The organism is Qipengyuania intermedia (assembly GCF_019711615.1).
Lineage (GTDB): Bacteria > Pseudomonadota > Alphaproteobacteria > Sphingomonadales > Sphingomonadaceae > Qipengyuania > Qipengyuania intermedia.
Genome location: NZ_JAIGNS010000002.1, coordinates 513,928 through 528,126 on the forward strand (window position 1 = coordinate 513,928; position 14,199 = coordinate 528,126).

The 14,199-nt window shown below is 63.0% G+C and carries 18 protein-coding genes; 7 read left to right on the forward strand and 11 right to left on the reverse strand.

Going from position 1 to position 14,199, the window contains the following annotated elements; genetic code table 11:
• Positions 1–7: 7 nt before the first annotated feature.
• From K3179_RS08800 to K3179_RS08830, 7 genes are all read right to left on the reverse strand, one after another.
• Positions 8–1,045, reverse strand: coding sequence for a hypothetical protein (locus K3179_RS08800; protein ID WP_221564117.1), 1,038 nt, complete (start codon positions 1,043–1,045; stop codon positions 8–10).
• Between the two features lie 85 nt (positions 1,046–1,130).
• A complete protein-coding gene (locus K3179_RS08805; RefSeq protein ID WP_221564119.1) occupies positions 1,131–1,727 on the reverse strand; it encodes a lysozyme in 597 nt (198 codons plus the stop codon).
• Positions 1,728–1,936: 209 nt separating this feature from the next.
• Positions 1,937–3,346 (reverse strand): type I glutamate--ammonia ligase, encoded by a 1,410-nt coding sequence (gene glnA / locus K3179_RS08810; RefSeq protein ID WP_221564121.1) that lies wholly within the window; start codon positions 3,344–3,346, stop codon positions 1,937–1,939.
• A gap of 58 nt (positions 3,347–3,404) precedes the next feature.
• A complete protein-coding gene (locus tag K3179_RS08815; RefSeq protein WP_100261359.1) occupies positions 3,405–3,743 on the reverse strand; it encodes a P-II family nitrogen regulator in 339 nt (112 codons plus the stop codon).
• A 201-nt stretch (positions 3,744–3,944) separates the two neighbouring features.
• The gene (gene argC / locus K3179_RS08820) at positions 3,945–4,880 is read right to left on the reverse strand and encodes an N-acetyl-gamma-glutamyl-phosphate reductase (RefSeq protein WP_221564123.1); all 936 of its coding nucleotides are present in this window, start codon (positions 4,878–4,880) and stop codon (positions 3,945–3,947) included.
• Positions 4,873–5,256: a hypothetical protein gene (locus K3179_RS08825; protein ID WP_247712917.1), complete on the reverse strand. Its 384-nt coding sequence runs from the start codon at positions 5,254–5,256 to the stop codon at positions 4,873–4,875. The genes argC and K3179_RS08825 overlap by 8 nt, the downstream gene beginning before the upstream one ends.
• A 48-nt stretch (positions 5,257–5,304) precedes the next feature.
• The gene (locus K3179_RS08830; RefSeq protein ID WP_221564124.1) at positions 5,305–6,693 is read right to left on the reverse strand and encodes a leucyl aminopeptidase family protein; all 1,389 of its coding nucleotides are present in this window, start codon (positions 6,691–6,693) and stop codon (positions 5,305–5,307) included.
• 44 nt (positions 6,694–6,737) lie between these two features.
• Here K3179_RS08830 and K3179_RS08835 point away from each other — a divergent pair, with 44 nt between their 5' ends.
• Both K3179_RS08835 and map read left to right on the forward strand, forming a co-directional pair.
• Positions 6,738–7,571 (forward strand): DUF3298 and DUF4163 domain-containing protein, encoded by an 834-nt coding sequence (locus tag K3179_RS08835; RefSeq protein ID WP_221564126.1) that lies wholly within the window; start codon positions 6,738–6,740, stop codon positions 7,569–7,571.
• Positions 7,572–7,613: 42 nt separating this feature from the next.
• The gene (map, locus tag K3179_RS08840) at positions 7,614–8,444 is read left to right on the forward strand and encodes a type I methionyl aminopeptidase (protein ID WP_221564128.1); all 831 of its coding nucleotides are present in this window, start codon (positions 7,614–7,616) and stop codon (positions 8,442–8,444) included.
• A gap of 4 nt (positions 8,445–8,448) precedes the next feature.
• On the opposite strand, the gene K3179_RS08845 is transcribed toward map, so the two are convergent.
• Together K3179_RS08845 and ccmA are read right to left on the reverse strand one after the other, a co-directional pair.
• Positions 8,449–9,108 carry a heme exporter protein CcmB gene (locus K3179_RS08845; protein WP_221564130.1) on the reverse strand — a complete coding sequence of 220 codons (660 nt, stop codon included), beginning with the start codon at positions 9,106–9,108 and terminating at the stop codon, positions 8,449–8,451.
• Complete coding sequence (gene ccmA, locus K3179_RS08850) at positions 9,105–9,686, reverse strand: heme ABC exporter ATP-binding protein CcmA (RefSeq protein ID WP_221564131.1); 582 nt, start codon at positions 9,684–9,686, stop codon at positions 9,105–9,107. The genes K3179_RS08845 and ccmA overlap by 4 nt, the downstream gene beginning before the upstream one ends.
• A 54-nt stretch (positions 9,687–9,740) precedes the next feature.
• Between ccmA and K3179_RS08855 the strand changes: the two genes are divergently transcribed.
• Positions 9,741–10,037, forward strand: coding sequence for a 4a-hydroxytetrahydrobiopterin dehydratase (locus K3179_RS08855; RefSeq protein WP_221564133.1), 297 nt, complete (start codon positions 9,741–9,743; stop codon positions 10,035–10,037).
• A gap of 40 nt (positions 10,038–10,077) precedes the next feature.
• Here the strand turns inward: K3179_RS08855 and K3179_RS08860 are convergent, their stop codons facing one another.
• Positions 10,078–10,884 (reverse strand): SDR family oxidoreductase, encoded by an 807-nt coding sequence (locus tag K3179_RS08860; protein ID WP_090480809.1) that lies wholly within the window; start codon positions 10,882–10,884, stop codon positions 10,078–10,080.
• A gap of 22 nt (positions 10,885–10,906) precedes the next feature.
• A complete protein-coding gene (locus K3179_RS08865) occupies positions 10,907–11,524 on the reverse strand; it encodes a DNA-3-methyladenine glycosylase family protein (RefSeq protein ID WP_221564135.1) in 618 nt (205 codons plus the stop codon).
• A gap of 81 nt (positions 11,525–11,605) precedes the next feature.
• Between K3179_RS08865 and K3179_RS08870 the strand changes: the two genes are divergently transcribed.
• The 4 genes from K3179_RS08870 to K3179_RS08885 are packed head-to-tail and all read left to right on the forward strand — an operon-like array spanning position 11,606 to position 14,104.
• Complete coding sequence (locus K3179_RS08870; protein ID WP_221564137.1) at positions 11,606–11,923, forward strand: 2Fe-2S iron-sulfur cluster-binding protein; 318 nt, start codon at positions 11,606–11,608, stop codon at positions 11,921–11,923.
• A gap of 42 nt (positions 11,924–11,965) precedes the next feature.
• Positions 11,966–12,982, forward strand: a complete 1,017-nt coding sequence (locus K3179_RS08875; RefSeq protein WP_221564139.1) for a cysteine synthase A — start codon at positions 11,966–11,968, stop codon at positions 12,980–12,982.
• A 26-nt stretch (positions 12,983–13,008) separates the two neighbouring features.
• Positions 13,009–13,380, forward strand: coding sequence for a hypothetical protein (locus tag K3179_RS08880; protein WP_221564140.1), 372 nt, complete (start codon positions 13,009–13,011; stop codon positions 13,378–13,380).
• A gap of 19 nt (positions 13,381–13,399) precedes the next feature.
• Entirely contained in the window at positions 13,400–14,104 is a 705-nt protein-coding gene (locus K3179_RS08885) for a Gldg family protein (RefSeq protein WP_345722515.1), read from the forward strand.
• The last annotated feature ends 95 nt before the right edge of the window (positions 14,105–14,199 follow it).

Below are 14,199 nucleotides of genomic sequence, written 5' to 3' on the forward strand. Positions count from 1 at the left end.
GTTTTCCTTACGTCAGCAGGTCGATGACAGCCGCGACAACGCGCGTTTCGGGATCGACCCGGTACACATAGCCATCGGAATACCGGTACATGGACTCCGGCGTATCGTAATAGCGGGCGCGATACGGCGCAGGCACGTTGTATACGTCGTATCCGCGCGGCATCGGCTGACCCACGCTGAATTCATCGCCCGTAATCAGCGCTGCGACCGACATGATGGCCGCATCTTCGGGATCGACGCGGTAGATCACGTTGTCGGCATAGCGATAGCGATCGGGGCCGCCGAGGCCGTAATAGTCTACGTAATAGTCCGGGACGTCGTAGCTCGTGTAACCGCTGGGCCAGACGTTTCCGATGCCCAGGGCGCCGCCGAGCAGCGGAAGCCAGCCTGATATGCCGCTGTCGCCATAGCGCACGAGATAGCCGTCACGGTAGTAGTAGTCGCCGCGACCGTAATTGCTCAGGCCGAACAGGCTCGGGCGATATTCGTTGCCGAACAGGCTGCGGCGATAGTCGTCCTTGACCTGTCCGGGCGGGTTGCAGCCGTTGCGCTTCTTCGCAAGGCCGGGCGGGCACCCGTTTACCAGACCGCGGTCCCGTTGCTCGCGTTCGAGCCAGAAGCCGCGACCGTCGTATGAGACACGGACATCGCGATAGTCATTGCCGCGATCATTATAGCGACCGCGATTGGCGTTGCCGTTATTGCCGTTACCCTGACCATTGCCGCGATCATTGGTGCGCACGGCGTTGCGATTGCCGTTGCCGTTGCCATTGCCGCGGTTGGAATTGACAGCCGCCACCGGGCGACGGTCGGGGCCTCGGTCGGCCTTGGCATTTCCGTTTCCATTGCCGCGAGCCTGCTGGGCCTGCGGTCCGCGGTCGGCTTTGGCATTGCCGCCGCCCTTGTTTTGTGCAGCCGCGGGCGGACCGCCTCCGCGATCCTTTCCATTGCCCCCGCCGTTACCGTTACCGTTGCCGTTTCCTTGGGCGTAGGCTCCACTTGCGGCGAGCGCGAAAGCAGCTGCTCCTGCCAGCAAAATACGCATTTGTTAGTCTCCTTTGCGAGCTTCAACGGAGGGTCGGCCCATCCGGTTCCGGTTCATTTTTCGGCAAGGTTTTCAAACGCGAAGCCTAAGACCGATAAATCCGCGCTTCCGCTGCGCGCCTTCTGACCAGACCCTTCAGCACCTTGCCTCCCGCATGCTTCCAGCGCGCGAACTCCAGCGCCGCCTCGTCGAAGCGGCCGGCGCGATGCAGGCGGGTGAGGGTGGCGCGGCGGATAGCCCCGGTGTTGTAATGGAAGCTGACGAGTGCATCGAACTGGCCTTGCGTCGTGGGAGCGTCGCCGATCGCAGTTGCGACCTCTGCCGCGTAGCGTTCCAGATCGGCTTCGAGCCGGGCGTCGCATTCCTCCTTCGTCCAGACGGTACCGGGACCGATGCCGGGGCCTGTCGCGCCCCAACCGATGGTCCAGGGGGCTTCGCCGGTTCCGGGGTCTGGATAGGCTTCGATCATGCCGTCGCGGCGCAAGCGCGCGCATCCTTCGAAGCTCTTGATCAATTGGATTCCTGCTTCGCCGATCCGACAGAGTGGAACGGGTGGAACACGGTCCTGGGACAAATTTTCCGAGGACCGGTCGATCGCCTCGTCCAGGGCCTCGACCTCGGATTGACGAAAGCCCCGCCCGAGCAGGCGGCGGACATAATCGAAGATCGGTTTGCGGTTCATAATTCTCATACCTCGCAGATCAGTGAGGCAGAGGGATTAGGCAGATTTTGGCCGAGTAGGAAAATAGCGAGCGGAACGCTTCAGCAATGCACACGAAATATCGCGGGCAAAATTAAAGGGCGCCCGGATTTCTCCGGACGCCCACTCGGTGATCACTGCGCTATAATGCTGAAAGATTAAGCGCTTATGTATCGGATTACCGGCGCAAATCAGGCGCTGTAATACATGTCGAACTCGGCCGGGCACGGCGTGGTTTCGACACGCAGCACTTCGTCCCATTTGAGCTCGCAGTAAGCTTCGATCTGGTCCTTGGTGAACACTTCGCCCTTGAGCAGGAAGTCGTGATCGGCTTCCAGCGCTTCGAGAGCTTCGCGCAAGCTGCCGCAGACGGTCGGCACTTCTGCCAGTTCTGCAGGCGGCAGGTCGTAGAGGTTTTTGTCCATGGCTTCGCCCGGGTGGATCTTGTTCGTGATCCCGTCGAGGCCGGCCATGAGCAGGGCTGCATAGGCAAGGTAGGGGTTCGCCATCGCGTCGGGGAAGCGGAATTCGACGCGCTTCGCCTTGTCGCCCGTGCCGTAGGGAATACGGCAGGATGCCGAACGGTTGCGTGCCGAATAGGCTAGCAGGACCGGTGCTTCGAAGCCCGGGACCAGGCGCTTGTAGCTGTTGGTCGTCGGGTTGGTGAAGGCGTTCAGCGCCTTGGCGTGCTTGATGACGCCGCCGATGTAGTAGAGGCAGTTTTCCGACAGGCCGCCGTACTGATTGCCCGCAAAGGTCGGCTTGCCACCGTCCCAGATCGACATGTGGGTGTGCATGCCGCTGCCGTTATCGTCCTTGATCGGCTTGGGCATGAAAGTCGCTGTCTTGCCGTAGATATGCGCGACCTGGTGCACGACGTACTTGTAGATCTGCATCTGGTCGGCGGTTTCGACGAGCGTGCCGAAGGTGAGGCCCAGCTCGTGCTGCGCTGCGGCCACTTCGTGGTGGTGCTTGTCGCAGTTGAGGCCCATTTCGATCATGGTCGAAACCATCTCGCCGCGGATGTCGACGGCGCTGTCGACCGGGGCGACAGGGAAGTAGCCGCCCTTGGCGCGCGGACGGTGGGCAAGGTTGCCGCTCTCGTATTCCTTGCCGCTGTTGGTCGGCAGTTCGATATCGTCGATCGCATAGCCCGAACCGGCATAGCCATCTTCGAAACGCACATCGTCGAACATGAAGAATTCGGCTTCGGGGCCGACATAGATGGTGTCACCGATACCGGTGGACTTTAGATAGTTTTCGGCGCGCTTCGCGGTGGTGCGCGGGTCGCGCGAATACCAGTCTCCGGTCGACGGCTCGACGATGTCGCAGAACATGATCAGCATCGGTTCGGCGCTGAACGGGTCCACATAGACGCGTTCCAGGTCGGGCTTCAGGATCATGTCGCTTTCGTTGATGACCTTCCAGCCGGCGATCGAGGAACCGTCGAACATGAGGCCGTCTTCAAGCTGGTCTTCGTCGAGCGTCTTGGCGACCATGGTGAGGTGCTGCCATTTGCCCTTCGGGTCCGTGAAGCGCAGGTCGACCCATTCGATTTCCTCGTCCTTGATACGCTTCAGGACGTCCTTCGCATTTGCCATTAGATTGCCTCCAGTAGGGGTAGTTCGTGTTGGTCCCGGCTTCTGGCCGGTTTGAAATTCAGATTGCGTCTTCGTCTCTTTCGCCGGTGCGGATGCGCAATGCGCTTTCGATAGCGGAAACGAAGATCTTGCCGTCGCCGATGCGCCCGGTCTGGGCAGCTGCGGCAATGGCTTCGACGGTGCGTTCGGCGATATCGCTGGAAACGATCACCTCGAGCTTCACCTTGGGCAGGAAGTCGACGACGTATTCAGCGCCGCGATACAGTTCGGTGTGGCCTTTCTGGCGGCCGAAGCCCTTCGCCTCGGTCACGGTGATGCCGGACACGCCGATTTCGTGCAGCGCCTCCTTCACCTCGTCGAGCTTGAAGGGTTTGATGATCGCTTCGATCTTTTTCACGTCGTCCGGTTCCCGCCTGCTTTTGTGAGTGCGCCCACGATTAACGAATGCGCCTCTGCGCGCGGTGTTCCAAGAATCGTGCCAAGCGGTCGTTAGGGGATGGGATTGAGCGGAATCGCGCAATTGCGTGCTCTCTCGAAGGGGGGGGCAGCCGGTAGCCGGGAGTGATTGCCCAATGCGCAGTCTGGGCCTGCCTAAAATTTAGGCAGAAGGGAGGGCAAGTCCTGCCGTTTCAGGTAGGCCACACAGCAGGTTCAGGTTCTGCACCGCCGCCCCGCTGGCACCTTTGCCAAGGTTGTCCAGACGCGCCACGAGGCGCGCGTGCCAACCGCCTTCATTGCCGAACACGAACAGGTCCATCGCATCCGATGGCTCCGCATTTTTTTCCAGCACGAGCTTGTCGACCCCGGCGCTCTCGCGCACCGAGACGACCGCACTGTCGGCATAGAACTCGCGCAGCGCCTCGCGTAGCTTGTCGGCCGTGGGATCGCCCTCCATTGCGCCGAGGTGCAGAGGTACTTCCACGATCATGCCGCGATAGGCGGGGACCACGGACGGTGCGAAGATCACCCCGTGAGTGAGACCAGCATGGGCTTTCATTTCGGGGCGATGCTTGTGCGCCATGGAATAGCCATAGCTCTGCAAGGCAGGCGCGCCTTCCTCTTCGAACTGCGCGATCATGGCCTTGCCGCCGCCGGAATATCCGCTCGTCGCATTGATCGTGTAGGGCCAGTCGGCAGGCAGCAGGCCCTGCTTCACGAGCGGGGCGACGAGGGCGATAAAGCCGGTCGGATAGCAGCCGGGATTGCTCACGCGGCGCGCATCGGCGACGCGTTCGCGGCCGACGAGTTCGGGGAATCCGTAACACCAGCCCTCGGCGGTGCGATGGGCGCTCGACGCGTCGATGACGCGGGTGCCGCCGACCGGGTCGATCAGTTCGACAGCCTCGCGTGCGGCATCGTCCGGCAGGCACAGGATGGCTACGTCCGCTTCGTTCAGTGCCTCGCGCCGTGCAGCGGTGTCCTTGCGCCGGTCATCGCCGAGGGTAATCAGTTCGAATTCGCTGCGGCCTTCGAGACGCGCGGCGATCTCCAGGCCGGTTGTCCCGGCAGCGCCGTCAATGAAGACCTTATGCACCGGTGTCGGGGGCGAGGGCGTTCATGCGGACATAGCCGCTCGGCCCTTCCGGTCCCTTGGTAATCCACGCCCAGTCGCCGGCCACGTCGAGCAATTCGACATCGCTGTTGGCAGCGAGCGTGGAGCCATCGTCCGCGTCGTCGCGCATGGCCAGTTTCAGCACGGCATCGCTTGCACCGATCGCACGTTTCACGGGAACGACATAATGCGCTGCCAGATAGCGTCCTGCCAACGCGATATGCGCCAAGTCGCCTCTGAGCGGCAGGGTGCCGGGCGCAGGCCGATCCACCGGACCTTTCAGTCCGACGATACCGTCCGGCAGGGAATACTGTGCGTCTTCGCTCACGAAACCTGTCTGGCTTGCTGTTCGATACAAGCTCGGGCGCTTAGCCGCGCACGCCAATTCCCGCAAGGCATGCGCCGGTCATGTCCCCGTATAGCGCGCTTTGAGCATGTGCCACGCAGCGCGCAGGCCATAGGCATCGCCGCCCTTGGGGCGTCCGGGCTTGGCAGCGGGTCGCCACGCGAAGGTATCGAAATGGGCCCAATCGAGCCCTTCGCCCACGAACTTGTCGAGGAAGAGGCCAGCGACGCTGGCACCTGCAAAAGAATTGCCATGCGCATTGTTCGTGTCGGCAATGTCGGATGCCAGCCATTCCTTGTAGGCATCGGGAAGCGGCAGCCTCCATGGCTCGTCGTCGACCCCCCGGCCTGCTTCGATCAGCGCGTCTGCCGTCTCGTCGCGGCGGGTCATAAGCGCTGGGTAGTCGGGGCCGAGTGCAACACGCGCCGCGCCTGTCAGCGTCGCGAAATCGAGGATTAGGTCCGGGTTTTCCTCGCTCGCGCGGGTGAGGGCATCACCCAAAATCAGGCGACCTTCGGCATCGGTATTGCCGATTTCCACCGTCAGTCCCTTGCGGGACGACAGCACGTCGCCGGGACGGAAGGCATTGCCTGCAATGGCATTTTCGACGGCAGGCACCAGCAGGTGCAGGCGAACAGGCAGCTTGCCGCCCATTATCAGCCCGCCGAGCGCCAGCGCGTGCGCCGCGCCGCCCATGTCCTTCTTCATCAGCTTCATTCCGGCTGCGCTCTTCACGTCGAGGCCACCGCTGTCGAAACAGACCCCCTTGCCGACGACGGCCAGAACCGGATCGCTTTCCTTGCCCCAAGTGAGATGGATGAGGCGCGGTGCGTGCTTGCGTTCCGCAGCCCGGCCGACTGCGTGGACCATGGGATAGTCCTGCTCCAGCGTATCGCCGCGAACGACCTTGAGGTCGGCGCCATGGGCCTTCGCGAGCTTTTCCGCCTGTGCCTCGAGCGAGGCTGGTCCCATGTCTTCGGCAGGCGTGTTGACCAGGTCGCGCACCAGGCACACGGCCTTCGCTTCGGCGATCGCGCCGTCGATACGTCCGGCCTGCTTCGTCAGGAGGATGCGCGGCCCGGTCGGGTTTTCCGGCTTCTTGTAGCGTTCGAACGTATATTGCGCCGTCTGCCAGCCGTGCATGGCAGGCCCGGGCTCTCCTTCGGCGCGGCGATAGGTTCCTTCCGGCAACACCTCGGCCAGCTTGGCCATGCACCAGCTTGAAAGCTCGTCCGGGTTGGCAACGCCGCCCACGGCAAACCATCCGTCACCGTCGGGCACGATTGCGGTCTGGTATCCGCCGCCGTCGAATTTCTGCGCCTTCAAGGCTTCACGCTGGCCTGCGGACAGCTTCTTCGCCCAGTTTTCGAACCCGTCCTTGTTAACAAGGTGGATAAGCGTTGCGTCCTGGCCCTGGTCGGGCTGGATGAGAGCTGCGGTTTCGGCCATTCGTATTCACCCCGTACTAATTTGATCTCGGGCATGGAAATGAGATGCGACACCGCCTGTTCCTGATTTCACTCGCCCTGTCGAGTGCTGCTTGTACCCAACCGCCTGCCTTCACCGAGGTCCAGGACGATGCGCCTGCGGCGACGGCCAGCGCGAGTGCAGAGGCGGTTTCTTCCGGTAGCGACGCGCCTGGCAAGGTGGTCTTCGAGGACGATGCCCGCGACGGGGACGCGGCTCGCGAATTCGCTTACAGCTGGCCGGCGGAAGTGTCCGCCATCCCCTCGTTGGAGAAAACCCTGCGCAGCGAGCGCGACGATGCGCTGGCCGAGCAGAAAGCCGAGTGGGAGCGCTCGCTGGCCGAATTCGCCGGCGAGGATTGCGTTAGCTGCGTTGGCCGCGGCTATGAGGTCACGTGGAAGGTGGCCGCGGACATTCCCGGCTGGCTCAGCCTCACCCGCGATATGTATCTCTACACAGGGGGCGCGCACGGAATGTCCGGCCGCACCTCGCTGGTCTGGGACCGTGCCAATGGTGTCGGGATGAAGGGAGTGGAGCTTTTCGAATCCGCAGTGGCACTGGAAAATGCGCTGGGTGCGAAACTGTGCACCACTCTCAACGCCGAACGGGAGAAACGGCGCGGCAGCCCGGTCGATCCGCAAAGCGATGCGATATTCGAGGATTGCCCCAGTCTCGATGAAAGCAGCGTCTTCATTGGTTCTTCGGATGGCCGGTATTTCGATCGGATTGGCGTGTATTACGGGCCCTATGTCGCCGGTCCCTATGCCGAGGGCAGCTACGAACTCGACTTCCCCGTAAGTGCATCGGTGCTCGATGCCGTGAAGCCCGCCTATGCCGGGGCCTTTCGCGTCCACAACTGACGGACCTCGCAATTTGCGCGCATGATCGCTACATGGACGCGCATGACCGAATATCAGGTAATCGAGAGCGACCAGACCGTCTATCGTGACGGCACCATCAAGCTGCATGGAGCGGATGGCTTCGATGGCATGCGCAAGGCCGGACGGCTGGCTGCGGAGATCCTCGACGAATTGACCGGCTTCGTGAAGCCCGGCGTCACGACTGGCGAGATCGACGACCTTGTCCGCACCATGACGCTCGATGGCGGCGCGGTGCCTGCGACCATGGGCTATCGCGGTTATGCGCATAGCTGCTGCACCTCGATCAACCACGTGATCTGTCACGGTATTCCAGGTGAAAAGGCGCTGAAGGACGGCGATATCGTCAACGTCGACGTGACCCCGCTGCTCGATGGCTGGCATGGCGATACCAGCCGCATGTTTCTCGTCGGCGATGTGCCGCTGCGTGCGCGCAAGCTCGTCGATGTGACGTACGAATGCCTGATGCTCGGCATCGAGGCCGCTGCAAAGCCCGGCGCACGGCTGGGCGACATCGGTGCGGTCATCGAATCGCATGCGCGCCAGCACCGCTATGGCGTGGTGCAGGAATTTTGCGGCCATGGCCTCGGCCGCCTGTTCCACGATGCGCCCGAGGTGATCCATACCGGCCGCATGGGCACGGGTCCGGAACTGAAGCCGGGCATGTTCTTCACCATCGAACCGATGATCAACCTCGGCCGCCCGCACGCAAAGCTGCTGCGTGACGGCTGGACCGCGGTAACGCGCGACAAATCGCTGTCGGCGCAGTTCGAACACTCGATCGGGATTACCGAAAACGGGGTGGAGATCTTTACCGAAAGCCCCAAGGGCCTCCACAAACCGCCCTATTCGTAAGCAGTCAGCTTTCCCGCGCTGCCTTGATCGCGGCACCTGCCGCCAGCGGGGCGAGCGCACATAGCCCAAGACTGATCGCTGCCGTCAGCAGCAGGCCGCTCGCATCCGGGCGGGCGAGGGTGCCCGCGCCGAAAATCAGGATCGGCACTGCCAGCGGAATGACCATCAGTCCGGCCAGCGCAGCGCCTCCTTTAAGGCTGGCAGTCAGGGCTGCGACCGCAAGGCCGACTGCCGCAAGACCGGGCGTCCCGGACAGCAGGCCCAGCAGTACGATACGCGTGGTCTCTCCCGACAGGCCGAGCAATGCGGCTGCAGGCAGGGTCGCGACCAGCAGCAGCGGCGCAAAGGCCAGCCAGTGTGCGACGAGGCGCGACAGCATGGCCCATTCCTCGCTCACTCCGCGCAAGGCCAGCTGGTCGAAAACGCCCGCTTCCAGATCGCCCGATACCAGCTTTTCAAGCGGCAAGATGGCAGCAAGGAGAGCCGCTACCCAGATGACGCCGCCGCCCGTCCGCGCCAGCAATTGCGCATCGGGGCCGACCGCAAACGGATAGAGCATCGCCACCGCAAGGAAGAACAGCAGCGGCAATACACCTGCTCCGCCGCGCCCGCCCGGCAGCAGCAGGCCGAGATCGCGGCGAAGGAGAGTGGCGAGCGCGCTCATGCCGCGTACTCGGCGAGGTCGATGGTTCGTACATCGGGAAGCGCCATTTCCTGGTGCGATGCCACCACCGCAATGCCTCCGCTACCGCAATGCTGCGCCACCAGCGTCTCCACGATTGCGACGGCCTGCGCGTCAAGGCCGTTCAGCGGCTCGTCCAGCAGCCAGATCGGACAATTGCGATTGAGCAGGCGGGCAAGGGTCGCGCGCTTTTTCTGACCGGTCGACAGGTAACGGACGGGCACATCCATCAGGGGTCCCAGATGTAACAGGTCGAAGGCGCGACCCGGATCGAGGCACCCGTCGAGCTTCTCGTAAAATGCGAGCGCCTTGCCCAGCGGCAGGTTCTGATCGAGAGCTAATCGCTCGTCGACCAGGCCCATTGTGCCATCGTTTTCCACGGTTCCGGCGAAGGGGCGCAGCAATCCAGCGAGGATGCGGATCAGGCTCGACTTGCCGATCCCGTTCGCGCCCGCAATGTGAACAGCGCTGCCGGACTCGACTTCGAACGACAGCGCGCGGAACAGCAGCCGCTCGCCGCGGCGGCAGGCGAGGTCGGATGCTGCTAGGCGCGCTTGCATGGGCGGGAGCGATAGGCAAAAGCGCTGCCAGCGACAAGCAGGAGAGATTCGCAAATGGGTTCCGTCGAACAGCTCAACCAGGAAGAACGCGACAGCTGGCTGCGGGCATTGCCCGAATGGTCGCTGGCCCGTGACGGCGATGCGATCGAGCGCAAGTTCGAATTCGACGACTTTTCCGAGGCTTTCGCGTTCATGACCCGCGTCGCGATGATTGCGGAAACGCGCGATCACCATCCCGAATGGTTCAACGTCTACAACCGCGTGGAGATCACGCTGACCACGCATGACGCAGGCGGGTTGAGCCTGCGCGACGTGAAAATGGCGCGCAAGATCGACGCTTTACTGGCGTAAATCGCGCCCGCGAGGGCAGGGACGGGGACCGGCAGTATCCTTACTGGCCGAGGGGGCGGGCCGACTGGCGGGTCTGCTTGCGCACGCGGCCGGGCATCCAGCGCGATCCGAAAGCGATGCGCTTTGCCGTCTTGCCGACGGTCGTGTGAAGTTTGTCGCCGTGAACAGCGTCCCACGCAGCCTGCGCGACTTCGACAACCGGAGTGATCTCGAGCCCCGCATCCTTCACGCGCTGGCGAATGCCCTCATTGCTCTGTGCATTGGGCGTATGATCGAGCAACGGCGTGTCGATAAAGCTCGGCATGATCGAGCGGACATTGATACCGTCTTCCGCCCATTCGCCATCGAGGCTTTCGGTGATCGCCCGCACTCCGAACTTGGTCGCGGAATAGACGCTTGCGCCCGGCGTGCCGTAGATCCCGGCAGCGCTGGCGGTGTTGAGCAGACACGATCCGGGCGCGGTCTTCTTGAGATGCGGATAGGCCGCCTGCGCGCCGAACAGGACGCCCTTCAAATTGATGTCGAGGCAACGCTCGATCTCGGCTGTCGAGTTTTCCATCAGCGATCCGCCGAGCGGGATACCAGCATTGTTCGCCAGCACGTCGATCCGGCCGCCGCTGGCGGTGGCAAAGCCGTCGAGTGCGTGGTCCCATGCCTCGCGATCACGCACGTCGAACTTGTGAGCGAAGGTGAACCCGTTCTCGATAAGGGAAAGCGTTTCGTCCATGCCTGCCTGGTCGATATCGCCAAGGCCGACGAACCAGCCTTCATCCGCGAATTTCAGCGCGATCGCGCGGCCGATGCCGGATCCGCCACCCGTGATGAAAATCGCTTTGCGTTCGCTCATGTCTCTCTCCCTCCGGCGCTACTCAGAGCGCGGCATTGTTGTAGGTGTGCCACGTGAAAATGGCCATGGCGCCGCGATACGGCCGCCATCGTTCGCCCAGTTCGCGGGTGTGTTTCTCGCTCGGGCGTTCCGGCAGGTCGAGCAGGCGCCCGACGGCTTCCTGGACGGCCAGGTCTCCTGCGGGCCAGATGTCCTGCCGGCCTTCTGCGAACAGCAGGTAGATCTCGGCCGACCAGCGTCCGATGCCCTTGATCCGGACCAGTTCGGCGATGGCTTCCTCGTCCTCCAGCGGGAGGCTCTCAAGGTCGAGTTCCCCACTCTCTACGAGTTCGCACAGCGATCTGGCATAGCCCTGTTTCTGGCGCGAAAGTCCGCACGCCCTCAGGGTATCGAAGTCGCGGTCGAGCAAATCGCGCGCCGCCATCTCCTCGCCAAGTTCCGCCTCCAGCCTGTTCCAAACCGAGGCCGCCGCAGCGACGCTGACCTGCTGTCCCACGATAGTGCGCAGCAGGGTGCGATAGCCGGTCGGGCGAATGCGTTCTTCGGGATAGCCGCAGCGCTCGATCGCGGCGGCCACCGCGGCATCGGTGGCGGCCACGGCATCGAGATGCTCGCGCAATTGCGAATTGGTCAGGCCCACCTTGCGCTTCCGCTCCCTATTGAATAGCAGCGCAACGCATAGGGCCCGTTTGGCGGGCGAGGCAACAAGGATACGCAATCGATGCCCAAGCTGATCGTCACCACCCGCGAAGGCGAGACGAGCGAGATCGAAGTCGAAGACGGTCTGACCGTCATGGAAGCCATTCGTGACAACGGCTTCGACGAATTGCTGGCATTGTGCGGCGGCTGCTGTTCGTGTGCGACCTGTCACGTCCATGTCGATCCCGCCTTCAAGGACAAGCTTCCGGAAATGAGCGAAGACGAAGACGACCTGCTGGAATCGACCGAGCACCGCGTCGAGACTTCGCGCCTGTCGTGCCAGATTCCCTTCACCGGCGAGCTGGACGGGCTGAAGGTTACTATCGCCCCTGAAGATTGATGTTGTTTGCGAGGTAGGGGCGCCGCGCCTACCTCACGCAGCATGACACAAATTCCCATTCGCGAGCATGCGCTCGACCTGATCGGTAACACGCCGCTCGTCCGTCTCGAGGGACCGAGCGCGGAAGCCGGCTGCGATATTTACGGCAAGTGCGAATTCGCCAATCCGGGCGCATCGGTAAAGGACCGCGCTGCGCTCTACATCATTCGCGATGCAGAGGCGCGCGGTGAGCTGAAGCCCGGTGGCTGCGTAGTCGAAGGCACCGCGGGTAATACCGGTATCGGCATCGCGCTGGTGGCCAATGCCCTCGGCTATCGCACGATCATCGTGATGCCGGACAACCAGTCCAAGGAAAAGATGGATACGCTGCGTGCGCTGGGCGCGGAGCTGGTCACCGTCCCGCCGACGAAATTCGCCGACAGCAACCATTTCGTCCACACCTCGCGCCGCCTGGCTGAAGAAACCGAAGGCGCGGTCTGGGCGAACCAGTTCGACAATACCGCCAACCGCAAGGCCCATATCGAAGGTACGGCGAAGGAAATCTGGGAACAGACGGGCGGCAAGGTCGATGGCTTCACCTGCGCGGCAGGCACCGGCGGCACAATTGCTGGCGTGGGCATGGGCCTGAAGGAATTCGACGAAAATGTCGTCATCGCGCTGACCGATCCGCATGGCGCGGCGCTCTACAGCTATTATGCGAGCGGCGAGCTGAAGGCAGAAGGCTCTTCGGTTGCCGAAGGGATCGGGCAGGGCCGGATCACCGGCAACCTGGAAGGCGCGCCGATCGACACGCAATTCCGCGTCTCGGACGAGGAAGGTCTCGACTGGGTCGCACGCCTGCTGCGCGAGGAAGGGCTGTGCCTCGGCCTGTCCAGCGGCATCAATGTCGCAGGCGCGGTCGCGCTCGGCAAACAGCTCGTCGCGGAAGGGCGCGAAAGTCCGAAAGTCGTCACAATCCTTTGCGACACCGGATTCCGCTATCTTTCCAGCCTCTACAACGCCGAATGGCTGGAGGCGAAAGGCCTTCCGGTGTTCGACTGGCTGAAGGCTTCCGATTGACGCCAGCCGCGAAGGAGCGCAGAATCATGAAAATGCCGCGCTATTTCGATCTATCCACCAGCAAGCCGCAAATCGGGGGCCTGCCCGAGGCTCCGCTGGGCGGTTCGCGAGCGCAGGCGGTCCATCGCCTGCAGATCGGCATTGCCGGCGTCGTGCTGATGGTGCTGCTGGTCGGCCTTGCAAGCCTGGTGCAGGACAGGGCCCGCGAAGTGGATGCCTCGTCCGTCCCGCAGGCGGCTGCGACGACCGAACCGAGTGCACAGCCGACACAGGCCGATCCCCTGGTGGAAGCGGGCGTGGTCCCGGACCTTCCCGCAGAGCCATCGCCGTCCGGCACCCAGAGCCCTGCCGTCGTGCCGGAAACGGGCGCCAGCAAAGCGAACTCTCCTGCTGAATAAGCTCGCCTTACTGTCTGCCGTGTTCTTCCTTGCCGCCTGTTCTTCCGGCGACGAGGCAACGCGCGGCGAGGTCAAGGTTTCGCAAGAACGCTTGGGGCTGTTCACCTCGCTTCCCATCTACTGGGCCGAAGGGCAGGACATCGCTGCGATGCTGGAAGGCAATTCGCAGGAGATGAGCTGGGTACGCTCGTTGCTGGAAGAGCAATATGACCTCGCGCCGCTGGACACGCTCGAGGCGGAATCGCTCGAAGGGCTCGAAGAGCTCATCCTCGCACAGCCACGTGCCTTGGCGCCTTCGGAAAATGTCGCGCTCGACGATTGGGTGCGCGGCGGCGGCAAGGCGCTGGTCTTCGCCGATCCGTTTCTGACGCAGCATTCCGAATTCGCCCTTGGCGATCCCCGCCGTCCTTTCGATGTAGTCTTGATCTCCCCCATCCTGGCGCGGTGGGGACTGACTTTGGAGTTCGACGATACGCAAAGCCAGGATGAACGCGTGATCGCTGGGCCGGACGGGGAATATCCCGTGCAACTCGCGGGCCGTTTTTCGCTTGGCGACCAAGGCGAAGATGCGCGCTGCGCCTTGTCCGCGGACGCGCTCATCGCGGACTGCGCCATCGGGAGAGGGCGTGTGGTGCTGGTCGCCGATGCCGCGATGCTCGACACGGAAAACGACACTGCGCAGCGCCGCACTGCGCTCTCCGGCCTGTTGGGTCGACTCGACTAAACCCAACCCTTGCGGGAATTCACGGGAAGCGGTGCGGGAAATCGCGGGCGGACAAGTGATTCCCCGTATAAATCCGCCACTTGCGTTAGTGTTAT

Coding starts and splice junctions, on each gene's coding strand:
- K3179_RS08800 (WP_221564117.1), bottom strand. CDS start 1,045: ATGCGTATTTTGCTGGCAGGAGCAGCTGCTTTCGCGCTCGCCGCAAGT.
- K3179_RS08805 (WP_221564119.1), bottom strand. CDS start 1,727: ATGAACCGCAAACCGATCTTCGATTATGTCCGCCGCCTGCTCGGGCGG.
- glnA (WP_221564121.1), bottom strand. CDS start 3,346: ATGGCAAATGCGAAGGACGTCCTGAAGCGTATCAAGGACGAGGAAATC.
- K3179_RS08830 (WP_221564124.1), bottom strand. CDS start 6,693: ATGGCCGAAACCGCAGCTCTCATCCAGCCCGACCAGGGCCAGGACGCA.
- K3179_RS08835 (WP_221564126.1), top strand. CDS start 6,738: ATGCGACACCGCCTGTTCCTGATTTCACTCGCCCTGTCGAGTGCTGCT.
- map (WP_221564128.1), top strand. CDS start 7,614: ATGACCGAATATCAGGTAATCGAGAGCGACCAGACCGTCTATCGTGAC.
- K3179_RS08845 (WP_221564130.1), bottom strand. CDS start 9,108: ATGAGCGCGCTCGCCACTCTCCTTCGCCGCGATCTCGGCCTGCTGCTG.
- ccmA (WP_221564131.1), bottom strand. CDS start 9,686: ATGCAAGCGCGCCTAGCAGCATCCGACCTCGCCTGCCGCCGCGGCGAG.
- K3179_RS08855 (WP_221564133.1), top strand. CDS start 9,741: ATGGGTTCCGTCGAACAGCTCAACCAGGAAGAACGCGACAGCTGGCTG.
- K3179_RS08860 (WP_090480809.1), bottom strand. CDS start 10,884: ATGAGCGAACGCAAAGCGATTTTCATCACGGGTGGCGGATCCGGCATC.
- K3179_RS08870 (WP_221564137.1), top strand. CDS start 11,606: ATGCCCAAGCTGATCGTCACCACCCGCGAAGGCGAGACGAGCGAGATC.
- K3179_RS08875 (WP_221564139.1), top strand. CDS start 11,966: ATGACACAAATTCCCATTCGCGAGCATGCGCTCGACCTGATCGGTAAC.
- K3179_RS08880 (WP_221564140.1), top strand. CDS start 13,009: ATGAAAATGCCGCGCTATTTCGATCTATCCACCAGCAAGCCGCAAATC.